The organism is Halorubrum aethiopicum (assembly GCF_001542905.1).
GTDB classification, from domain to species: Archaea; Halobacteriota; Halobacteria; order Halobacteriales; family Haloferacaceae; genus Halorubrum; species Halorubrum aethiopicum.
The window spans coordinates 2,782,229-2,803,573 of record NZ_LOAJ01000001.1; the positions used below are offsets into that span (position 1 = coordinate 2,782,229).

The 21,345-nt window shown below is 69.1% G+C and carries 24 protein-coding genes; 16 read left to right on the forward strand and 8 right to left on the reverse strand.

Features of this window, described 5'->3' with window-relative positions:
* Positions 1 to 46 precede the first annotated feature (46 nt).
* A complete protein-coding gene (locus AXA68_RS13295) occupies positions 47 to 967 on the forward strand; it encodes a DMT family transporter (RefSeq protein WP_066417699.1) in 921 nt (306 codons plus the stop codon).
* 86 nt (positions 968 to 1,053) lie between these two features.
* Positions 1,054 to 1,692, forward strand: a complete 639-nt coding sequence (deoC, locus tag AXA68_RS13300) for a deoxyribose-phosphate aldolase (protein ID WP_066417702.1) — start codon at positions 1,054 to 1,056, stop codon at positions 1,690 to 1,692.
* 12 nt (positions 1,693 to 1,704) lie between these two features.
* Here deoC and AXA68_RS13305 read toward each other — a convergent pair whose 3' ends face one another.
* The gene (locus AXA68_RS13305; RefSeq protein WP_066417705.1) at positions 1,705 to 4,056 is read right to left on the reverse strand and encodes an amino acid permease; all 2,352 of its coding nucleotides are present in this window, start codon (positions 4,054 to 4,056) and stop codon (positions 1,705 to 1,707) included.
* A 161-nt stretch (positions 4,057 to 4,217) separates the two neighbouring features.
* Between AXA68_RS13305 and AXA68_RS13310 the strand changes: the two genes are divergently transcribed.
* A complete protein-coding gene (locus AXA68_RS13310) occupies positions 4,218 to 4,535 on the forward strand; it encodes a BolA family protein (RefSeq protein ID WP_066417707.1) in 318 nt (105 codons plus the stop codon).
* Between the two features lie 76 nt (positions 4,536 to 4,611).
* The gene (locus AXA68_RS13315) at positions 4,612 to 4,818 is read left to right on the forward strand and encodes a hypothetical protein (protein ID WP_066417712.1); all 207 of its coding nucleotides are present in this window, start codon (positions 4,612 to 4,614) and stop codon (positions 4,816 to 4,818) included.
* A 26-nt stretch (positions 4,819 to 4,844) separates the two neighbouring features.
* On the opposite strand, the gene AXA68_RS13320 is transcribed toward AXA68_RS13315, so the two are convergent.
* On the reverse strand, positions 4,845 to 5,522 hold the full coding sequence (locus AXA68_RS13320) for a MogA/MoaB family molybdenum cofactor biosynthesis protein (RefSeq protein ID WP_066417715.1): 678 nt from the start codon (positions 5,520 to 5,522) through the stop codon (positions 4,845 to 4,847).
* A 370-nt stretch (positions 5,523 to 5,892) separates the two neighbouring features.
* Here AXA68_RS13320 and AXA68_RS13325 point away from each other — a divergent pair, with 370 nt between their 5' ends.
* From AXA68_RS13325 to AXA68_RS13355, 7 genes are all read left to right on the forward strand, one after another.
* Positions 5,893 to 7,194, forward strand: coding sequence for a DUF362 domain-containing protein (locus AXA68_RS13325; protein ID WP_066417716.1), 1,302 nt, complete (start codon positions 5,893 to 5,895; stop codon positions 7,192 to 7,194).
* 117 nt (positions 7,195 to 7,311) lie between these two features.
* On the forward strand, positions 7,312 to 7,665 hold the full coding sequence (locus tag AXA68_RS13330) for a cupin domain-containing protein (protein WP_066417717.1): 354 nt from the start codon (positions 7,312 to 7,314) through the stop codon (positions 7,663 to 7,665).
* The gene (locus tag AXA68_RS13335) at positions 7,662 to 8,483 is read left to right on the forward strand and encodes a fumarylacetoacetate hydrolase family protein (RefSeq protein ID WP_066417720.1); all 822 of its coding nucleotides are present in this window, start codon (positions 7,662 to 7,664) and stop codon (positions 8,481 to 8,483) included. The genes AXA68_RS13330 and AXA68_RS13335 overlap by 4 nt, the downstream gene beginning before the upstream one ends.
* A gap of 63 nt (positions 8,484 to 8,546) precedes the next feature.
* Positions 8,547 to 8,975 (forward strand): universal stress protein, encoded by a 429-nt coding sequence (locus AXA68_RS13340; RefSeq protein ID WP_066417723.1) that lies wholly within the window; start codon positions 8,547 to 8,549, stop codon positions 8,973 to 8,975.
* A gap of 255 nt (positions 8,976 to 9,230) precedes the next feature.
* Positions 9,231 to 10,376, forward strand: coding sequence for a TAXI family TRAP transporter solute-binding subunit (locus AXA68_RS13345; RefSeq protein ID WP_066417731.1), 1,146 nt, complete (start codon positions 9,231 to 9,233; stop codon positions 10,374 to 10,376).
* Positions 10,377 to 10,445: 69 nt separating this feature from the next.
* Complete coding sequence (locus tag AXA68_RS13350) at positions 10,446 to 12,437, forward strand: TRAP transporter permease (protein ID WP_066417733.1); 1,992 nt, start codon at positions 10,446 to 10,448, stop codon at positions 12,435 to 12,437.
* Positions 12,434 to 12,679, forward strand: a complete 246-nt coding sequence (locus tag AXA68_RS13355; protein WP_066417742.1) for a hypothetical protein — start codon at positions 12,434 to 12,436, stop codon at positions 12,677 to 12,679. Before AXA68_RS13350 ends, AXA68_RS13355 begins: the two co-directional genes overlap by 4 nt.
* A 24-nt stretch (positions 12,680 to 12,703) precedes the next feature.
* On the opposite strand, the gene AXA68_RS13360 is transcribed toward AXA68_RS13355, so the two are convergent.
* Together AXA68_RS13360 and AXA68_RS13365 are read right to left on the reverse strand one after the other, a co-directional pair.
* Positions 12,704 to 12,889 carry a DUF7130 family rubredoxin-like protein gene (locus AXA68_RS13360; protein WP_066417743.1) on the reverse strand — a complete coding sequence of 62 codons (186 nt, stop codon included), beginning with the start codon at positions 12,887 to 12,889 and terminating at the stop codon, positions 12,704 to 12,706.
* Positions 12,886 to 13,143 carry a DUF5789 family protein gene (locus AXA68_RS13365; RefSeq protein WP_066417745.1) on the reverse strand — a complete coding sequence of 86 codons (258 nt, stop codon included), beginning with the start codon at positions 13,141 to 13,143 and terminating at the stop codon, positions 12,886 to 12,888. Before AXA68_RS13365 ends, AXA68_RS13360 begins: the two co-directional genes overlap by 4 nt.
* Positions 13,144 to 13,239: 96 nt before the next feature.
* On the opposite strand from AXA68_RS13365, the gene AXA68_RS13370 reads away from it, so the two are divergent.
* The 3 genes from AXA68_RS13370 (at position 13,240) to AXA68_RS13380 (ending at position 15,573) form a co-directional block, all read left to right on the forward strand.
* Positions 13,240 to 14,169 (forward strand): DNA adenine methylase, encoded by a 930-nt coding sequence (locus AXA68_RS13370; protein ID WP_066417751.1) that lies wholly within the window; start codon positions 13,240 to 13,242, stop codon positions 14,167 to 14,169.
* Between the two features lie 91 nt (positions 14,170 to 14,260).
* A complete protein-coding gene (locus AXA68_RS13375) occupies positions 14,261 to 14,710 on the forward strand; it encodes a universal stress protein (protein ID WP_066417753.1) in 450 nt (149 codons plus the stop codon).
* Positions 14,711 to 14,727: 17 nt separating this feature from the next.
* On the forward strand, positions 14,728 to 15,573 hold the full coding sequence (locus AXA68_RS13380; protein ID WP_066418621.1) for a DUF63 family protein: 846 nt from the start codon (positions 14,728 to 14,730) through the stop codon (positions 15,571 to 15,573).
* Between the two features lie 142 nt (positions 15,574 to 15,715).
* On the opposite strand, the gene AXA68_RS13385 is transcribed toward AXA68_RS13380, so the two are convergent.
* Together AXA68_RS13385 and AXA68_RS13390 are read right to left on the reverse strand one after the other, a co-directional pair.
* Positions 15,716 to 16,294 (reverse strand): DUF2150 family protein, encoded by a 579-nt coding sequence (locus AXA68_RS13385; protein ID WP_066417755.1) that lies wholly within the window; start codon positions 16,292 to 16,294, stop codon positions 15,716 to 15,718.
* 84 nt (positions 16,295 to 16,378) lie between these two features.
* Positions 16,379 to 17,230 carry a TatD family hydrolase gene (locus AXA68_RS13390; protein WP_066417757.1) on the reverse strand — a complete coding sequence of 284 codons (852 nt, stop codon included), beginning with the start codon at positions 17,228 to 17,230 and terminating at the stop codon, positions 16,379 to 16,381.
* Between the two features lie 130 nt (positions 17,231 to 17,360).
* Here AXA68_RS13390 and AXA68_RS13395 point away from each other — a divergent pair, with 130 nt between their 5' ends.
* A complete protein-coding gene (locus tag AXA68_RS13395; protein ID WP_066417760.1) occupies positions 17,361 to 17,837 on the forward strand; it encodes a hypothetical protein in 477 nt (158 codons plus the stop codon).
* A 36-nt stretch (positions 17,838 to 17,873) separates the two neighbouring features.
* Here AXA68_RS13395 and AXA68_RS13400 read toward each other — a convergent pair whose 3' ends face one another.
* On the reverse strand, positions 17,874 to 18,701 hold the full coding sequence (locus AXA68_RS13400) for a hypothetical protein (protein ID WP_066417762.1): 828 nt from the start codon (positions 18,699 to 18,701) through the stop codon (positions 17,874 to 17,876).
* A 142-nt stretch (positions 18,702 to 18,843) separates the two neighbouring features.
* Positions 18,844 to 19,863, reverse strand: coding sequence for a succinylglutamate desuccinylase/aspartoacylase family protein (locus AXA68_RS13405; protein ID WP_066417764.1), 1,020 nt, complete (start codon positions 19,861 to 19,863; stop codon positions 18,844 to 18,846).
* Positions 19,864 to 19,983: 120 nt separating this feature from the next.
* Here AXA68_RS13405 and AXA68_RS13410 point away from each other — a divergent pair, with 120 nt between their 5' ends.
* Positions 19,984 to 21,336: a putative ATP-dependent zinc protease gene (locus AXA68_RS13410; RefSeq protein WP_198530059.1), complete on the forward strand. Its 1,353-nt coding sequence runs from the start codon at positions 19,984 to 19,986 to the stop codon at positions 21,334 to 21,336.
* The last annotated feature ends 9 nt before the right edge of the window (positions 21,337 to 21,345 follow it).

Consider the following 21,345-nt stretch of genomic DNA (forward strand, 5'->3'; position numbering starts at 1 on the left):
CGGCCGCTTTCGGAAGCTTTTGACCGGCGGCCGGCGCAGTACCGACGTGAGCCGTTACCGAAACCTCTCGTTGTTCCTGCTCCTCGCCGCGGTGTGGGGTTCGGCGTTCATGGCGATCAACGCCGGGTTGGCGTACTTCCCGCCGGTGCTCTTCGCCGCCCTCCGGTACGACCTCGCGGGCGTCGTCATGCTCGCGTACGCGGCCTACGTCGTCGACGACCCGGTTCCGCGCGGCCGCGGCGAGTGGAAGCTCGTGGCCGTCGGCTCGGTGCTCCTCATCGCCGCCTACCACGCCTTCCTGTTCGTCGGCCAGACCGACCCCGAGGTGACGAGCGCGGTCGCGTCGGTCACCGTCGGCCTCTCCCCGGTGTTGACGACGGTGTTCGCGCGGGCGTTCCTCCCCTCCGAGCGCCTGACGCTCCTCGGCGTCGTCGGCCTGCTCGTCGGGCTCGCCGGCGCGGGCGTGCTGGCCGCTCCCGATCCCTCGAACCTCGCGGCGGGCGGCACCGTCGCGAAGTTCCTCGTGTTCCTCGCGGCCGCGTCGTTCGCGCTCGGCTCCGTGCTCACGCGCGCGCTCGACGTGGGCATGGAGATCGAGACCATGGAGGCGTGGTCGATGCTGTTCGGCGCGGCGATCATGCACGTCGTCGCGGTCGGGCTCGGCGAGTCGATGGCGGCGGTCGTCTGGACGACCGACGCGCTCCTCTCGCTCGGCTACCTCGCGGTGTTCGCGAGCGGGCTCGGCTACCTCATCTACTTCCGACTGCTCGACCGGCTCGGACCGATCGAGATCAACCTCGTCTCCTACGTCGCACCCGTCTTCGCGGCGCTCTCCGGCTGGATCGTGTTGGACGAGGGGCTCACCCCGAACACGGTCGCCGGGTTCCTGCTCATCTGTTGCGGCTTCCTGCTCGTCAAGCGGGCGGCGATCCGCGACGAGCTCCGTCGACGGGGCGTGGTGGCGTAGGCGGAGCGAGCGGGCGGGTGGGACCTGCCGCGACGTTCCCCGAACCGACCCGGCAGGCCTTTGTCGCGTCCGCGTGAGTCGGGGGTATGAACCGCACGGAGCTCGCCGCCCGGATCGACCACACCGTGCTCGGCCCGACGACGACGCCCGCGGACGTCGAGACGGTCCTCGAGGAGGCCACGGAGTACGGCATGAACGTCTGTATCCCGCCGTGTTACCTCGCCGAGGCGGCCGACCACGACGCGGAGCCCAACGCGATCGCGACCGTCGTCGGGTTCCCGCACGGACAGTCGTCGATGGAGACCAAACGCGACGAGGCGGTGAACGCCTGGAACGACGGGGCCGACGAGATCGACCTCGTGATCAACGTCGGCCGGCTGAAGGCCGGCGAGGACGACGCGGTCGCGGCCGAACTCGCCGAGGTCGTCGCGGCCGTTCCGGTACCCGTGAAGGTGATCATCGAGACCGCGCTCCTGACCGACGCGGAGAAGCGCCGGGCCTGCGAGGCCGCCGTCGACGCCGACGCCGACATGGTGAAGACCTCGACCGGGTTCGCGGACGGCGGCGCGACGGTCCCCGACGTGGAGCTGATGAGCGAGTACCTCCCGGTGAAGGCCTCCGGCGGCGTCGGATCCTACGAGGAGGCGATGGCGATGGTCGAGGCCGGCGCGGAGCGGATCGGTGCCTCCTCGGGGGTCGCGATCCTCGAGGGCGCGCCGGAGTGAGCGACGCGGCGGTCAGCGGTCGCCGTCCCCGTCAGCTTCCTCGATCGAGGGCGTCGCCGGCTCGGTCTCGACGCCGACCTCCGCGTACGAGTCGTCCCGTTCCCGCGCTCCGGACCCGAACAGCCGGCCGAGGAGGCCGCGGTCGTGGCGTTTCTCGGCGATGAGGACCGAACACTCGACGTCGTAGAGCACGTCGAGCACGAGCGAGCCGCGGACCAGCCGCGAGAGCAGCCCCTTCTCGGTCGCGCCGATAACGAGCAGCGTCGCGTCGCGGGCCGCCTCCGCGATCCGCTCTTGAACGTCGCCCGACTCGACGCGGAGCTCCGCGTCCTCGAGGCCGTTGTCCGCCGCCCACGACGTGAGGAACGCCTCGCCGGCCGCCCGGTCGTCGGCGACGTGGAGCAGCGTGACCTCGGAGTCGAACTCGATCTGGAGGGTCCGGGCGACCGCGGCCGACAGCTCCGAGTCGGGGCCGCCGGCGGTCGGGATCAGGATCCGGGAGGCGTCGAGCCCGCGGTCGCGGAACACGAGGAAGTCGCACGGCAGCGAGTGGGCGAGCTCGTCGATCGCCGATTCGGCCCGGCCGGGCGCGCCGTGGGAGTCCTCGCCCCAGCCCATCACGGTGAGGTCTGCGCCGTAGGTCCGGGCGGCGTCGAACACCTCCTCGAACACGCGGTGTGAGAGGACGACGTGGGTCTCCACGTCGACGCCGAACGTCTCCGCGTCCTCTTTGGCCTGGTCGAGCAGGTCGTGGGCCGCGTCGTGTGCGCCCCGGTCGCGGGCCGCCTCCAGCGAGGTCTGGTCGGGCACGTTCGCGATGTTGACGGCGACGACGGTGCCGTCGTGTCGCTTGGCGATCGCCGACGCGAGCGTGATCAGGTGCTCCTCCGTGCGCGGGTTCGCGATCGGCACCATCACCCGGTAGTTGCCGCCGCTGGGTTGGAGCGAGGTGGCCGCCGACACCGCCGGCTTCGGCAGTTCCTCCGAGCGGTCGAGCACCCACGACCCGAGCACGCCCCGCGACTCCACCCGACCGCGGGCGTACGCCAGGTACCAGAGCACGGCGAAGGCGACGAGGCCGAACGAGATCAGGATGATCGTCGGATCGATGTAGACGATCAGCGCGAACGAGGAGACCGCGCCGACGAGCGGGACGATCGGGTAGAGAGGAACCTCGAAGTCCGGGTCGTACCCCTCGACGCCGGACTCGCGCATCACGATGAGCGCGAGGTTGAGCAGGCCGTAGACGACGAGGTGGAGAACCGATCCCATCGTCGACAGCGACTCGACGCCGCCGGCGACGAGGAACACGAGGATGAGCCCGCCGGTGAGCGCGATCGACTTGTACGGCGTGCCGAATCGGCCGTGGATCTCGTTGAGCGTCGGCGTGACGATCTTCTCTCTACCCATCGCGAAGTTGATCCGCGACGACGAGAGGATCGACGCGTTCGCCGACGAGGCGGTCGCGAGCAGGCCGCCGATCAGGAGCATGCCGGCACCGACCGCGCCGAGCGAGTAGCCGAACACCTCGTAGTTGCCGAACAGGAGCCTCGCGGCGTCGACGACCGCGGTCTCGTTGTTCGCGACGAGCTCGTTCGGCACCGCCGCGAGCAACACGACGAGGAACAGCGCGTAGACGACGGTGACGGTGACGACCGACCCGAGCACCGCGAGCGGGAGGTTCCGGCCGGGGTTCTTGATCTCCTCGGCGACGGAGGTGATCTGAACGAACCCCAGATACGAGACGAAGATGATCCCGGTGACGGGAAGCACCTCACCCGGCGTGCCCGGCGGCGCGATCGGCCGCAGCGACTCCATCTCGGCGTTCAACAGACCGACGACGGTGAAGACGGCGAGGATACCCAGAAGCGACATGACGATGACGATCTGGAGGCCGCCGGTCTCCTTCGCGCCGAAGTAGTTGACGGCGATGAAAAGCAGCGCGCCGGCGAGCCCGATCACCTGTGCGGCCTCCAGCGTGAGCGGCCCGACGCCCACCGGCCCGAGGCCGACGAGCGCGTTGACGTACTCGCCGAAGCCGTACATGTAGAACGCCGAGGCGAACGCGAGCCCGAGCCAGTTCGCCCAGCCGGCGACCGAGCCGAACAGCGGCCCGAGCGCCCGGTTGACGTAGAAGTACGCGCCGCCGGACTTGGGCATCGCCGTGCCGAGTTCGGAGGCCGAAAGCGCGGTGAATAAGGCTATCACGCCGCCGAGGACGAACGTCGCCGCCGCGAGCGGCCCGGCCCGTGCGACCGCGGTTCCGGGCAGCACGAAGATGCCGGCACCGATCATGGTGCCGATCCCGATCGTGAGCGCCGCGAGTGGGCCGAGGTCCTTCGCGAGCTCCTCGTCGCCGCTCACGAGCGCCCCTCCGTCGTGACGTCGTCGTCGACGATCGACACGACTCGCTTCGAACTACGCGGGGTCATGGGGCATACTCTCTCGGCTAGGGATTTAGGCGGTTCGTTCGTCCTCGGGACGCTCCCGGTCCGTTTTTGCCCGTCCGCGTCGGAACACGAGCCATGACCATCGACACGGCACGGGTCGAGGAGCTGATCGAGTCGGGGATCCCGGAGTCGGTCGCGCGGGTCACGACCCCGCGGATCCACGACGACGAGGACGAGGACGCCCACTTCGCGGCGGTCGTCGTCTCGCCCGCCTTCGAGGGCGAGTCGCTCGTCGACCAGCACCAGCGCGTGTACGACGCCGTCGGCGATCACATGACTCGCTCGGTCCACGCGCTGGAGATCAAGACGTACACGCCCGAGGCGTACGCCGAACACGGCGACGGAGGCCTCGAGGACGACCTCCGGTCGGCCGGGCTGCTTCCGGTGGAGTAGGGTCGAGTAGGGTCGATCGAGCAGATCGAGCAGATCGGCCGAGGGGTTTTCGGCCCCCGCGGTCGTCGTCACGGTCATGTCGCCGTCGCCCTCCGCGCTCGACCGGCTCGCCGACGCCTCCTGGCCGGTCGTGACGCTCTTCGTCCTGCTGTTTCTCGGCGGGGTGTACCTCCGCGCGAGCCGGATCGATCCCGAATTCGGGGTCATCGTCGTCGCCTTTCTCGTGATGAACGGCGGGCTGATCGCGCTCGGTGGGTGGGCCGCGGGCCGGAAGGAGGACTGACCCGCGGATCGGGGTCGACGGGCGGCTCACTCCTCGTCGTCGTCAACGTCGTCGCCGTCCGGCGCCTCCGCGTCGCCGTCGCCGTCCGATGGTTCCGCACCCCGGTCGGCCAGTCCCGCGAGATGGCCGATCTCGGGGAGGATGATCTCCTCGACGCCGAGCCGGACCGCGTTCTCCGAGCCGGGGAGACAACAGACGACGGTTCCGTCGACGATCCCGCCCGTGGCGCGCGAGCCGACCGTCCGCGTGCCGACCTCCTCGGTCGAGAGCTGCCGGAACAGCTCGCCGAAGCCGGGGAGGTCCTTCTCGAAGAGCGGGTCGACCGCCTCGGGCGTGACGTCGTCGGGGGTCACGCCCGTCCCGCCGGTCGTCACGATGGCGTCCGTGTCATCGCGCCGCGCGAGGCGGTCGACCGTGCCCTGAACGCCGTCGAAGTCGTCGTCGACGAGTTCGCGAACGGCGATCTCGTGGCCCGCGTCCTCGAACGCCTCGACGATCAGGTCGCCGGAGGCGTCCTCGGAAAGCGACCGGGAGGAGGAGACCGTGACGACCGCGACGGCGACCGACTCCGCGTCGTGGGCGTGGTGGTCGTGGTCGTGTCCGCCGTGGTCCGCATCGTGATCGGGATGGTCCGCGTCGTGATCGTGATGGTGGTCGTGGCCGCCGTGGTCCGCGTCGTCGTGATGATCGGCACCCTCGGTCATGGTCGCCCGTTCGTCCGGGTGCGTGAAAACACCACTCGTCGCCGGCGGGAGGAGTCAGAGAGTTCCCATCACGAATGGGATTGTACGAACCCGCGGGCGAACCAGTCATCAAAATCGGCCTGTTGGTAGCGTGGATAGGATGATCAACGATCGTTGCCGGCGCGGAGACCGTCTCCAAAGCCCCAGCCTTTGAGTCCCGCCCCACACAGCACCGCTCCGCACCTCACGCCTCCCCGGCCTCGTCGCCACCGGAGGGGAGATCGGTCGCTGCTTCGCCCGTTCCGAGATCGACGTGTGAACGAGCGGCACCCTGGGCGAATTTCGAGAGGTCCTCGATCAGTATATGACCCTCCGTCACGACCCCCCACGCATGGAGTTTCCCGACCGCAGCGACGTCGACCATCTCATCGACGCACAGCCGCTCCCGACGTTCGCGCGGATCCGGTACGAGCCGCCGAGCGAGACGCTCGCGGATCCGGTCGGCACGGCCAGATCGGAGCTCGACCGGCTCGACGACGCCGACTTGGAGCCGGGCGACACCGTCGCGATCGGCGTCGGCAGCCGGGGGATAGACCGGATCGACGAGGTCGCCGCCGCGGCCGTCGACTGGGCGGAGGCGAAGGGGTACGATCCCGTCGTCGTGCCCGCGATGGGGAGCCACGGCGGGGCGACCCCGGAGGGCCAACGGGAGGTGCTCGGAGCGCTCGGGATGGACGAGGAGGGCGTCGGTGCCCCCATCGACGCCCGGATGGACGCGGAGGCGCTGGAGACCGTGACCGTCGGCGACACGGACGCGCCGGTGTACTTCTCGACGGCGGCGCTCTCGGCCGACGCGGTCGTCGTGGTGAACCGCGTGAAGGCACACACCAACTTCAGCGGGCCGATAGAGAGCGGGCTTGCGAAGATGACCGTCGTCGGCCTCGGCAAACAGCGCGGCGCGAAGTCGTTCCACTCGACGGCCATCGCGGAGGGGTACGTCGAGACGCTGACGGCCGCGCTCGACGTCATCGAGGAGGCGGTGCCGCTGCTCGGGGGGATCGCCCTCGTCGAGAACTTCGAGGAGGAGCTCTCCCACGTCAAGGCCGTCCCGGCGGGGTCGTTCCTCGACCGGGAGCCGGAGCTCCTGGAACGCGCCTACGAGGAGATGGCGACGCTGCCCGTCGAGGAGATCGACCTGCTCGTCGTCGACGAGATCGGAAAGGAGATCTCGGGGGCGGGGATGGACACGAACGTGATCGGGCGCTACCGGGTCCTCAACGCGCCCGACCCGGAGACGCCCGACATCGACCTCATCTACGTGCGCGGGCTCACCGAGGCGACGAAGGGGAACGGCAACGGGATCGGCCTCGCGGACCTCACCCGGCGGGCGGCGATCGACCAGCTGGACGTGAAGAAGACGTACGCCAACGCGCTCACGAGCGGGTCGCTCGCGAAGTCGAAGCTCCCGGTGGTCGCGCCCGACGACGAGTTCGCGCTGCGGACCGCGCTGGCCGCGCTCGGCGGGTACGATCCCGAGACGGTGCGGATCGTCTGGATCCGGAACACCGAGGACCTCGGCGAGCTCCACGTCTCCGAGGCGGTCGTCGACGACCTCCCCGAGGCGGCGACGGTGCGGGAACGCGACGTCGAGGTCGGATTCGAGGACGGGACGGCGCAGCTCCCGGGGTCCTGAGCCCGCCGAGCGCGGCCAGTCCGCCGGGACGGTAAACGTTATGGCTCACGTCGTGTTCGGGCCTAGCATGGTTCGAAAGCCGCGTGATACCGCGGATGTACCGACGGGGGAGTCGCGATGAAACCGGTCGCCTTCGACGAGGCCGAGACGTACGAGCCGGACGAGGGCTGGCGTCGCGTCGCGATGGCGGGAAGCGAGCAGTTCTCCTTCGAGTGGTTCGAGAAGCCGCCGGGACACAGCTCGCCGATGCACGACCACGAGAACGAGCAGGTGTGTCTCTGCCTCGAGGGCGAGCTCACCGTGGCGACGGAGGACGACTCGGTCACCCTCCGGAAGAACGACTCGGTGTTGCTCGAGTCGAACGAGGCGCACCGGGTCGAGAACACGGGCGACGAGCGCGCGGTCGGTCTCGACGTGTTCGCGCCGGGTCGGTCCTTCGACTTCTGGACGGACCGGGAGGAGGGAGAATGAAGTACCTCGCACGCACGTCGACGGGGGAGGCGCTGCTCGGCGACGACGAGGGGTTCGTCCCGCTCGCGTCGGTCGAGCCCGACCTCGGGAGCGTCCGCGAGGCGCTGCCGCGGGCGGCCGACGGGACGCTCGGCGACGTCGACGACGCGACCGCCGACCGGGTCCCGGCGGCGGACCTGACGTTCGCCGCGCCCCTGGAGCGGTTCGGCAAGCTCTGGGGGATCGGGCTGAACTACGAGGAGCACGCGGGCGACCTCGACGAGGACCGGCCGGAGGAGCCGGCGAGCTTCATGAAGCCCTCGACGGTCCTCACCGGGCCCGGCGGCCCGATCCGGCTGCCGCCGACCGACCGGAGCGACCGGGTGACGGCGGAGGCGGAACTCGGCGTCGTGATGGGTCGGACGTGCCGGAACGTCGCGGAGGCCGACGTCGACGACGTCGTCGCCGGCTACCTGCCGGTGATCGACATGACCGCCGAGGACGTGCTCCAGCGGAACCCGCGGTTCCTCACGCGTGCGAAGAGCTTCGACACGTTCCTCGTTCCCGGCCCGGCCATCGTCGTGCCCGAGGAGCCGCTCGAGCTGTCGTCGCTGTCCGTGCGGACCGAGGTGAACGGCGAAGTCGAGTCCGAAAACGAGATCCGGAACATGCTGTTTCCCCCCGCCGAGATCGTCTCGTTCCACTCGGGCGTGATGACGCTCGAGCCAGGCGACCTCTTCAGCACCGGAACGCCCGGAGCCGCGCCCATCGAACCCGGCGACGACGTGCGCGCGGTCGTGGAGTCCATCGGATCGGTCGACGCGCCGGTGACGCGGTAGCGCCGCGGACGGCCGACCCGGCGTCGCAGAACCTTTATACGGAAACCCTCGCGATGTAGCGGTATGTACCGAGTGCTGATTCCCGTCGGCGACGACACCGACCGAGCGATGGCCGCCGCGGAGGCCGTGAGCGCGCTTCCGAGCGCCGCCGAGGAGGTGGAGGCGATCGTCGTGAACGTCTTCGAGGAGTTCGACGTCACGGGAGAGGGCGGACAGGTGAAATCCGAGGACGTCTGGGACGAGACGAACTTCCCCGAGAGCGTGGACGCGGTCGTCGACCACCTCGAGTCGGCCGGGGTGACGGTCTCGAAGCGCCGCGAGCACGGCGACGTGACGAAGCGCATCCTCGCCGTGGCCGACGAGATCGACGCCGACGGGATCGTGATGGGCGGCCGAAGGCGGAGCCCGACCGGAAAGGTCCTGTTCGGGAGCACCACCCAGTCGGTGATGCTGTCGGCCGACTGCCCCGTGACCGTCTCGCTCACCGAATAGCGTTTCTACCCTGACACGAACGGTCCGGCCCCTCGACACGTTCCGCACGATCGGTGTGTTCCCTCCCCTTCCACGCCGACGATCCCCCACTTCCGGACCGGAACGCTGATCGATCGGATCACGCGATCGCGTGAGCCGGGACCCGACCGCCGGGGGAGTGGCGACTTGATTACAGGTACATGTTATTGATTAATCAATAGTTTTTGGAACAAACAGATACCTTATTATGTATCGATGTGATCATCACATTCGAACATGGCTGACAAAGACGTTAACCGACGAAAGTTCCTGTACGGTACGGCTGCGGCGGGTGTAACCGGGCTCGCCGGCTGTAGCGGTGGCGGCGGCGGTGGCGGCGACGGATCGAGCGGCGACGGCTCCGGCGACGGATCGAGCGGCGACGGCTCCGGCGACGGGTCCAGCGGGGACGACGGCTCCGGCGACGGATCGAGCGAGACGAGCCTGGAACTCCGCGTCGGGACGTCCGCCGGCGGGACTCAGGACGTCGGACTGGCGGTCGAGCGGGCCGTCAGCCAGGAGAGCGACACCCTGGAGTACTCGACGATCGAGAGCCCCGGATACATCGGGACCATCTATCGGATGGCCCAAGAGCAGTTCAACGCCGGCATCACCGACAACAACTCGCTCAACAAGGCGCTCGACGAGACGGGCCAGTTCGGCGAGCAGCCGGTGTCGCGGATCCCCCAGTACGGCTTCTCGGCGTTCCCGTACAGCATCTACATCGTCGCCCGCGCCGACACGGACATCGAGACGTTCGACGACCTCGCGGGCGCGAACGTCTACCCCGCCGAGCCGGGGTACTCGACGCGCGCGACGACGCTCGACGTCTGGTCACAGGACCCGACCGCGGACGTCTACGACCAGATGAACATCCAGGACATGGGCGTCGGCGACGCGCCCGGCGCGATGGAGGAGGGAACGATCGACGCCAGCATCGCGTACGGGACGCCCGGCGTGCGGTACACCGGCTTCGTCCAGGAGATGGCCTCGCGCGTCGACCTCAACTACGTCGAGCCCACGGACGCGCTCATCGAGTCCGCGGAGTCGTTCGCGGGTGCCGGAACGACCACCACGAGCTACGACGATTGGCCCATCGCGAACGCGGACATCGGGACCGACGAGGTGTTCACCTGGGACCTCGAGGTGCTCTACGCGTTCAACCCCGAGGCCAACCCCGACGCCGTCTACGAGCTGTGCCGCGTCGTCGACGAGCACAACGACGTCGTGAACGAGGGCGAGGCCCAGTTCAACGACTACGAGTCGACCGCCGACATGCTCGGGTACGCCCAGGAGCGGATCCCGGTCCACCCCGGCGCGGTACAGTACTACCAGGACAACGACGCGTGGGACGACAGCCTCCAGGAAGGCGAGAGCGCGTAACCCCCGTCGGCCTCCCCGCTTCGATCGCGTAGCCGACGAACGACACTACATTTCTATACGATACAACAAATGGAAACACAAGCGGAACACACGACCGGACCGTCGAGTTGGCTTCGCGGCCTTGACATTACCGTCACGCTCGCCGCCGTCCTCTTCTGGGCGATAGCGCTCGGCTGGATACACACGCAGACGTGGTCGCCGGTAAAGTACGGCGTGATCTTCGTCGGCGGCATCATGACGGTGTACGCGCTCAACGAAACGAAGGAGTCGCTCGAGGAGGGCAGCTGGATCGATGCCTTGGTCCTGCTCCCGGCCGCCGGCGTGTTGATCACGGCCTCCGCGTACTTCTTCAGCAACTTCGACACCGTCTACCTCCTCCGACAGGGGTTCGCCACGCCCCACGAGTACATGCTCGCGCGGCTGGTGATCGTCTCGCTTCTGTACCTCACCTGGCGCGAGTTCGGAAACCTGTTCTTGGGGCTCGTCATCGGCGTGATGGTGTACGCGATCTTCGGGGACAGCGTTCCCGGCGTCCTCGGACACGCCGGGATGAGCGAGCTGACGCTTCTTCAGGCGCTCGTCACCGACCTGTACGGCTTCTACGGGTCGCTGACCCAGCTGACCGCGTCGTGGATCGCGCCGTTCCTGCTGTACGCGGGGCTGCTGTTCGCGTACGGCGCGTTCGACCTGATCCTCCGGCTCGCCATCGTCGCGGCCGGTCGGATCCGGTCGGGCGTGGCACAGACCGCCGTCCTCTCCTCGGCGGTCATCGGCTCGATCAACGGTTCCTACACCGCGAACGCCGCGATGACCGGATCGTTCACCATCCCGACGATGAAGGAGAGCGGAATGGCCGGCCACCGGGCGGCCGCCATCGAGGCGGTCGCCTCGACGTCCGGACAGGTGCTTCCGCCGGTCATGGGCGCGTCCGCGTTCGTGATGGCGTCGTACCTCGGCGTCGCGTACCTCAACATCGTCGTCGCCGGGATCGTTCCCGCGGCCATCCTGGTCGCGTCCATCGCCATTGCGGTCCACTACACCGCGATCAGCGACGCGAGCGACCAGGACATGGAGTTCTCCGAGTTCTTCGACGAGGAGATGACCTCGAGCCAGAAGGTCTTCGAGGGGCTTCGCTTCGGGATCCCGTTCGGCATCCTGATCTACTACCTCGGATTCGCCCAGTACACGGTGATGACGTCGGCTCTATACACCGTCATCGCGATGGTGCTCACCGGCGTCCTGATGCCGTCGGTACAGCGGCTCGTCGACGGCTCGGAGACGACCGCCGTCACGGAGTTCGTGAGCCAGGTCAAGAACACGATACACGGGTTCCGCCGCGGAGCCATCATCCTCGCGCCGATCGCGATCATCCTCGTGGTGGTGAGCGGCGTCGTGAACCTCTTCTCGACGACCGGCGTCCCCGCGAAGATCGCGCTCCTGTTGATCAACCTCTCCGGCGGCGTCCTGCTCTTCGCCGTGCTGCTCGGGATGGCGGTCGCGATCGTGATGGGCGTCGGCATGCCGACGGTCGCCGCCTACGTCATCGTGGCCATCCTCATCGTTCCGACGTTCGTCTCGGACTTCGGGATCGCCCGCGAGACGGCCCACTACACGATGTTCTACGCGGCGATCCTCGCCGGGATCACGCCACCGGTGGCCACCGCGGCGGTGGTCGCGGCCGGGATAGCGGAGGCGAACTTCTGGCGGACCTGCGGGGCCGCCCTGAAGATCGCCGCGCCGCTTTTCGTGTTGCCCGTCGCGTTCGTCTACAACCCGGGACTGATCTCGATGTCGCCGGGGGCGAACACGCTGTTCCTCGGGGCGCTCGTGATGATGGGCGCTATCACGATCATCTACGGGTTGAACTACCCGTTCGAGATGTCCGTCGGACGGCTCACGCTCGCTCGGGTCGGGCTGTCCGTCGTCGGCGTCCTGGTCATGACGTACCCGATGCTGGCCGTGAAGCTCGCCGGGATCGCCGTCTTCGTCGCCGTCTTCGTCGGCGAGAAGGTGATGGTGCGCGGAATGACCCTGCCGTTCGGGTCGGGGGTGAACCAATGAGCTCGACGAAGGACTCCACGGAGGACCAGGTCGACACGTCAAACGTCGGCGGTCTCGAGGAGATCATCCCGGAGCCGCTCATGCCCCTGTGGCGGCGGATCGAGTTGATCCAGCAGTTCCGCGAGACGCACGGGGACACCTACGTGACGGTCCTCGAGGTGCTCACGGCGATCGTGCTCGCCGCCGGCTACGTCTGGTGGGCGTACATCTACTTCATCGCCGACAACACCGTGACGATCTGAGGACGGGACGAACCGTCCCGGATCTCAGTCTTCCGCCCAGTAGAACAGCGACTCCGTTCCGGCGGTACAGCCCGGACACGCCGACGGAAGCGTTCGTCGGAGCCGTCCCATCTCGCCACAGGCCACGCACCGCCACATCGCGTATCGCGTCCCGGTGACGTCGACCACCCGACGGACGGGACCCTCCGGACTCCGGCCGGCGGTGCTCACGCGTCCCCGTCGGACTGGAAGGGTTCGCCGACCGCGCGTCGCGGCAGCAGGCTCATCAGCTCCGTTCCGAGCTCCTCGGCCGAGGCGAACTCGGTCGCGGTCGATTCGCTCACCGTCTCGCCGAGGTTGACCTCGCCGTCCGCGAGTCGGATCGTCACGTCGTCACACGCCGTCGCGACCGCCGCGGGCCCGACTGGATACTCGAACTCCGAGATCACTCCATCGATCCGGTTTAACCTGATCGTTCGTGTCATATCCGTCCGGGACGCTCCCGGACGATATGAACGTATCTCCTCCGCGGAGCGCTCCCGGGACGTTTATTTCCGACGGCGGCCCACCGTCGACATCGCATGGCCGAGCCGATCCTCAAGTGGGCCGGCGGGAAACGGCAGCTCCTCGACGCGCTGTACGCGCGGTTCCCGGAGTCGTACGGCCGGTACCACGAGCCCTTCGTGGGCGGCGGCGCGCTCTTCTTCGACCTCGAGCCCGACGCGGGCACGATCAACGACGCGAACCCGCGGCTCGTCTCGCTGTACGAGCGGGTCCGCGACGAGCCGGACCGCCTCATCGAGCGGCTGGAGTCGTTCGCGGACCCCGAGGCGGACCCCGACCCGGACCTCCCGTACGCGGAGACGACCCAGCGCGGCCGCGAGGTGGAGAGCTACTACTACCAACAGCGCGCCCGGTTCAACGACCGGCCGTACACGGGCGAGTACGACCCCCTCGAGGAGGCCGCACTCTTCGTGTACCTGAACCGGACCTGCTACAACGGCCTCTACCGCGAGAACGCCGACGGCGGCTTCAACGTCCCGATCGGTCGGTACGCGGACCCGGACTGGGTCAAACGCGACCGGATCCGCCGGGCGAGCGAGGCGCTCGAGAGCGTCGAGATCTCCGACCGCGACTTCGAGTACGTCCTCGAGGCCGCCGACCCCGGCGACTTGGTGTACTTCGATCCCCCGTACGAACCGATGAGCCCGACCGCCGACTTCACCGCCTACAGCGCGGACGGGTTCGATCGTGAGGACCAGGAGCGGCTGATCGAGACCGCGACGACCCTCGACGACCGGGGGGTGAGCGTCATCGTCTCGAACAGCGGGGTGACGTACGACCGGTACGCGGAGGCGGGCTTTCACGTCGACACCGTGGACGCGACCCGCGCGATCAACAGCGACGGCGACGGCCGGGAGGCGGTCGACGAGGTGATCGCGACGAACGTGCCCGAAGCCGACCGCCGCGACGCCGGCCAGCGCCCGCTGTCGACGTTCGAGGACGGCTGAGCCGTCGCCCGGCGAACCGTCGAGAGCCGGCGAGCCGTCCGGGACCCGCCATCCGACGGGCTTTTTGACCTCCCCCGCCGTCGAGTCGGGTATGACGAAGCTCGACATCGACCTCGTTCTCGCGCCCGTCGACGGCAGCGAGGCGTCCCACGAGGCCGTCGATTACGCGATCGGGATCGCGAGCGAGTACGGCGCGAGCGTCCACGCGCTGTACGTCCTCGACGAGGAGGTCGTCCGGGCGTTGGAGTCCGGCTCGATAGACGAGCGCGACGTCGCAGAGGACACCGCGGCGTTCACGGAGTCGGTCGCGGAGCGCGCCGAGGCGGCCGGCGTCGGTCACAGCAACTCCATGGCGTACGGGTTCTCCACCGAGGTGAAGACGGTCCATCCCGGAAGCGTCGTCCTCGACACCGCAGAGGAGATCGAGTCCGACTTCATCGTCGTCCCCCGCGAGCCGGTCACCGGCGAGCCCGGGCAGGTGCTCGAGAAGGCCGCGGAGTACGTCCTGTTGTACGCGAGCCAGCCGGTCCTCTCGGTGTGACCCCGGCGCTTCCCCCCGTGGCCACGGCTCCGACCCCCGCGACGCTCGGCGATCTCCCCTTTCTCCCGGCGGGGACGACGCTGCCCCCGCTCCCGTACCTCCTCGTCGCCCTCGTCGCGGGCGGCGGGGTCGCGGTCGCGCTTCGCCGCCGCCGACCGCGGGTCGCCGCCGCACACGTGCTCGCGTTGACCCCGTGGATCGCCCTCGGCTCCGCGCTCCACGTGCTGTACGTCGTGGGGACACTCCCCGGCGTCCTCGCGCCGTTCGGCGGGTCGCCGACGGTGTACCTCACGGTCGCGACGCTCGCGGGCGCGACCTGGCTGGTCGCCGACGCGGTCGCGGACGACGCTGGACGCGTCCCGGCCCTCCTCGCGGCCGCGGGAACGCTCGTCCTCGCTCCCGTCGTCGCCGCCGCGGTCGCGGGCGGCGTCTCCGGGCCGGGCGCGTACTGGTCGGCGGTCGCGGCGGTCGCTTCCGTCCCGGTCGCGGCGGTCGTCCGGCGGGCGCTCGGTCGAGTCGAGCCGGGCGTCGCCGTCACCGGCGGGGTCGGCGCGCTCGCCGTGTACGGGCACGCACTCGACGGCCTCTCGACCGCGGTCGGGGTGACGCAGCTCGGCTTCGGCGAGCGAAGTCCCCTCTCGCGGGTCATCCTCGAACTGGACTGGGTACCGGCGGTGCCGGTGCTCGGCGAGGGGTGGCTGTTCCTCCTCGTCAAGCTGGCGGTCGCGAGCGCCGTGGTGTACCTCTTCGTGCCGTACGTCCGCGAGGAGCCGTCGGAGGGGCTGCTCCTCCTCGGCTTCGTCGCCGCGGTCGGACTCGGTCCGGCCGTCCACAACCTGCTTCTGTTCACCGTGACGGCCTGAGAGCGGAGACCGAGCGACGGCGGGCGGAGTCTCCGAGAACGAGTCGGGGAGGGGTTCGGGCGGAGCGGAGAACAGGATTCGGAGAACGAATCGGAGGACGGGATCGGGCGGGGTCGGACGCGCGGCAGGGAACGGCGGCGGCTCAGTCCTCCTCGACGACCTCGGGGTCCTCGATGGCGGACTGGAGCGAGTCGAGCCCGTTGACCCACTCGGAGACGAGCCCGTACTCCAGTTCCTCGACGAGCTCCATGTCGAGCCGCTCGCCGTCGATGACCCGAGTGCCGGCCTGGACCACGTATCCCAAGGCGGCGTCGAGGTCCTCGTCGGCCTCGGCGTCGGCCGCGGCGTGGACGAACTCGTCGACGTCGCCCTCGACGACGCCGCCGACGACGAACTCCTCGGCGGCGTAGAAGACGGGGACGAGCGAGGTCTGGACGCCGTCGATGAGCATGGTCTTGTCCTCGTCGTCGAAGGAGACCTCCGCGAGGACGATGTCGCTCACGTCCCGGATCTCCTCGACCGCGCGGTCCTCGTCGATGCGGTCCTCCTCCAGCGCCGCGAGGATCTTCGCGATCGCGATCGCGGCGTCGTCCTGGAGGTTCAAGAGCAGCCGCGCGGAGTCCTCGTTTTCGGGGTCGAGCTCCTCGTCGGCGAGCCTGTCGAGCCAGTTCTGCCAGCGCTCCTCGGAGTAGAACGTCTCCACCGCCTCGTCCTCGGTCATACCCCATACCTCACCCGGACGACTCAAAGGCCTTTCTTATCTGTGCCCCCGAGAGACGCCGTCACACCCGGCTGAGAATCCGTCTCATTCCTCCAGCGTCGCCTCGGTGTCGATCCCGTACACCGCGGCGGGCGTCTCGACGTGCGCGCGCCGCACGGCCTCCTCGTACCCGGACTCGAGCAGCCAGCGGACCCGGCGCGGGACGGTCTTCGGGCCGAGCACCATCCCCGGCCTGTCGGGGTCGTCGACGAAGTCCGTCTCCATCAGGAACGGCTCGCCCGACTCCGCGGCGCGTTTCAGCCGGTCCTTCTCGCTCATCACGCTCGGGGTCGGGCCCGCGAGCCGCCCGGCCGCGTAGTGTTTCACCACCCTGTTCGGGTCGAGCCCGACCGACTCGGCGGCGTTCGCGAGGTCCGTGAGGTCCTCGCTCGCCTCCGTGTGAAGCTGGACGGCGCAACCGATCCCGGCGGCCCGCTCGAACGCGTGGCGGGTCACCGCGTTCGAGGCCTCCCACACCGCGTCGCTCACGTCGTAGTGGGGCCGCCCCGACTTGAGCGCCAGCGCGCGGCCGGCCTCGACGAACTCGCTCGCGACGTCGATCCCCCCGGACATCAGGTCGCGCGCCTCCTCGGGCGCGAACCCGCGGTCGTCGACCAGCCGGCTCACGAGCCCCGGATGGACGCCGAGGACGGGCCACGCGCGGCCGGGCAGTGCCTCCGTCGCGTCGTCGACGACGTCGACCGTCTCCTCGAAGACCGCCCGGAAGTCGTCCGGCTCCTCGACGTCGACGCCGAGGAGCCACGAGGGTTTGTTTACGACGAGGAGGTGGGTGCCGCCGAGACGGACGAAGTCGTCGACTGCGTCGATGCCGCGGCCGTGCCGGGGGTCGAGGTGGAGGTGGTTGTCGAGCACCGGCGTGTCGAGGTCGTCGGTCACGTCTCGGATCGCGTCCCCGGATCGGATAGGCGTTCCGTGCGGGCACCGTCACGGACCCGGCCGACCGCGACCGCGACCGACGGCGCTCCCGGCGGAAACCCTCTTGTCGCGCCCCGCCGATAGCGGTCCCATGTCCCGTCGCGTCACCGTCCTCGTCCTCCTCGCGCTCGGCGGCCTGCTGATGGCGAACCCGCTGTACCTCCCCGTGCCGGTCGCGGAGCCGACGACCGCGTACGCCCACGCGGTCCAGCCGGTCGGGCCCGAGACGCCCCCCTACGACGAGGCCGACGTGCGCGACCGCGACGACCTCGACGCCGACGCGCGCGACGCCTTCGATCGGGCCCGCGAGTCGCCCGACGGCGGGTTCACGGTGGAGGACCCGGACGAGCGGGCCGGGTCGCTGTCGTACCCGTCGGGCCCCACGCTCGGGAACGGACTGATCGTCGTCGCTCACGAGGGAACACGGTACGAGTTCTGGACCCGGTCGGTCGAGCGCGAGCCGGGCGCGGTCGTCCTCCAGCGACTGGTGGTTCAGCCGGTCGGCTTCCTCGCCGGGTTCCTGTCGGTCGTCGCGGCGGTCGCGGTCGGCGTCCGCGACCGGGACTGAGCGGGGACGGGAGGGACGGCGGAGCCGCCCCTCTCGTCACTTGTCTTCGTCGCCGTCGTCCGTTCCGCCGGCGTTCCCGTCGGCTTCGGTACCATCCTCGTTCTCGACGGCGTCCTCGTCGACGACCTCCTCGATCCGCTTCTCGACGGTCTCCTCGACGGTGTCGCCTACCGTCTCCTCGACGGTCTCCTCCACGGTTTTCTCGACGGTCTCTTCTACGGTTTCCTCCATCGTCTCCTCGACCGTCTCCTCTACGGTTTCCTCGACGGTTCCCTCGACGGTCTCCTCGACGGTCTCACCGACCTGCTTTTCGACGGTCTCACCGACCTGCTTTTCGACGGTCTCACCGACCTGCTTTTCGACGGTCTCACCGACTTGCTCTTCGACGGTCTTTTCCACGGTCTCCTCGACCGTCTCGCCTACCGTCTCCTCGACGGTGCGCTCGACGTCCTCCGAGACCCTCTCGACGGTTTCCTCGACGTCCTTCGTCACCTCGCCGACCTTCTCTTCTACCGTCTTCTCGACGTCCTCCGAGACCTTGCCGACGCTCTCGTCGACCGCCTCCTCGACCTCGTCGGCGCGGGGCCGACGGTCGACGCGATCGTTCACCTCCTCGAGCCGTTCGATGACCGCGTCGACCTCGGCCCGCAGCGTCTCCTCGACGTTCTCCGTGACCTCCTCCGTCATCCACTCGGGATCGAACCGGGCCATCTTCCAGAAGACGTGGATGGCGTAGGAGACGAGCACGCCGAGCCCGAAGGCGATGCCGACCCGGTTGCCGACGACCGAGAAGAGGACGACGGCGACGAATATCATGAGGCCGTACGCCAGATCGACGACGAAATCGACCCGGTTGGGGTTCATCGGCGCTCCCCTCCGAGGTTCCCGATGGGTCCGGTCATTACGTTTCGCGTGTCCCTTCGTAGCCCAGCGGGTAATACCGATCGTTTCGTCGGACCGGCGCGGGACCCGGGAGGGCCCGCGGCCGAGGACCGCCGACCGGCGGTCAACGCGGGGACGCCGACGACTCCCGGGACTCGAGGACTCGCTCCGTCGACTCGTCGACCTCGACCAGGTGACAGAGGGGGTTTCCGGGGTAGACGACGGGGTTCTCGAGGACGCCGATCAACAGCCCGGTGAAGGGCGCTTTCACGCCGACGGCGTCCTCCTTGAACGGGTTGGTGATCGTCGCGATCCGCTCGCCCTCCCGAACCAGCGAGCCGCTCTCGTAGTGGGTGTCGACGATGCCGCCGGAGTCGGCGCGGAGCCACGTCTTCTCTCCGGATCCCGCGACCACCGTGCGCCAGCCGGGCCAGCGGACGGACTCCGTCTCCAGCATTCCGTACTCCGCGAACGCCGACCGGACGCCGGCGAGCGCGTCGTCGATGAGGTGCCGCTGGAACCGGTGGGCCTCGCCCATCTCGACGGTGACCGTCGGGATCCCGTCCGCGGTCGCCTCCCCGCGGAGGGTTCCGCTCGGACCGTCGCTGTCGATTATCACGCTCGAGCCGAACGCCATCGCGAGGCGGTACACCCCCTCGTCGGTCATGTCGCCGCGGGCGTGGAGCATGTTCGTGCGTCCACGCGTCGAGGTGTGGAAGTCGATCCCGAAGTCGCACGGCTCGATGAAGTTCGAGTAGATCCGGTGGGCCATCCGCTTCGAGCTCGTCGACCCCGGCTTCCCCGGGAACGACCGGTTCAGGTCCCGGTCGTAGACGGGGAGGTACCGCTGTTGGGCGAGGAAGCCGGGCACGTTGAGCACGGGCAGACAGACGAGCGTGCCCCGGAGGTCAGAGAGGTCCCACTCGTGGGCGACCTCCCGGACGACCTCGATCCCGTTGAGCTCGTCGCCGTGCGAGGCCGCGGAGAGGAACGCGGTCGGGCCGTCGCGCTCGCCGTTGACGATCGTCACCGGGATGCGGACGGGGTCGCCGAGGTACGTCTCGCTGATACCGTAACGGATGTTCTGCGTCTCGCCGGGCGGGACCGCGCCGCCGTTGTACGTGAACGCCCGGTCGTTTCCCATGTCACACGCGAACCGGGGGTCGGGTATATACGTGACGCACGGGGTACGAACGTGTCAGACTGGTTTTAATCGTGTGAAACGATCGGACCAGTTTTCATCCCGGCCGTCACACTCACCTCCATGACCACGGATCCGGTACGGGTGGGCGTGCTGTCGCTACACAACAGCAAGGAGACGAAGGCGATCTGTAACGCGGTCGAGGACCTCGGGCACGAGCCGGTGTGGCTCCGCGAGGAGAACGCGGCGATAAGCGTCGAGGACGGCGACGTGGCGGTCGAGCCCGCCGTCGACGTGATCGCGAACCGGCTGCTGTTGTCGAACACCGACCAGCCCGCCGAGCTCCTCGGGCTCGCGACGACCTTCGAGCGGATCCGGCCGATGCTCAACGAGCCGGACGCGGTGCTCGCGTCGATCCACAAGTTCGCGACCGCGGCGACGCTCGCCGACTGGAACATCCGCGTGCCCGACGCCCTGCTCGCGCTCTCGAACGACCGACTCAACGAGGACCGCGAGCGCTTCGGCGAGGTGGGCGTGTACAAGACCGCGATCGGCACCCACGGCGGCGGCACCTGGAAGGTCGACCTCACGGAGCGGGTGAACCCGAAGGTGGGCAACCGCCAGGCGTTCCTCCAGCAGCTCATCGACCGCGACGACGAGAAACACCGGGACCTGCGGGTGTACGTCGTCGGCGACGAGATCGTCGGGTCGATGTACCGCTACGCGCCCGAGGGCGACTGGCGGACCAACGTCGCGCTCGGCGGCGCGGTCGAGGACGCCACCGACGACATGCCCGAGGAGGCCGCCGACACCGCCCTGTACGCCGCGGAGGTGATGGGGCTCGACTACGCCGGCGTCGATCTCGTCGAGGGGTACGACGGCTGGTACGTCCTCGAGGTCAACCCCACCGCGGGGTTCAAGGGCCTCTTCCAGGCGACCGGCACGAGCCCCGCTCCGCACATCGCCAAGCTGGCGATCGAGACCGTCGACGGCGAGGTCGACGACGCGGACGTGGCCCGGCTCGCGGGCACGCTCGACGACTCCCGTCCCTCGTGTGCGCCGAAGCCGAAGTCGCGTCCGAGCGAACAGCCCGTCATCGGCTACATCGAGGAGGTCGTCGCCACGGGCACCTCCGGCTCGGTCCAGGCGTTCGCGAAGTCGGACACGGGCGCGACCCGGACCAGCATCGACACCTCGCTCGCAGCGGAGATCGGCGCGGGACCGATAAAGAGCATGACGCGGGTGAAGTCGGGCAGCGTGAAGGGCGGGAAGGCCCGCCCCGTCGTCGACCTCGTGATCGGGATCGGCGGCAACCAACACACCGTCACCGCGAGCGTCGAGGACCGCGGGCACATGGAGTACCCGCTGCTTCTCGGCCGCGACATCCTCTCCGACTACCGCGTCAACGTCCGCAAGCGCGCGGACACGGACGAGACGGAGCGCGGCGAGTCGGGCGAGATCCTCGAGGAGGAGTAGCGGGAGCCG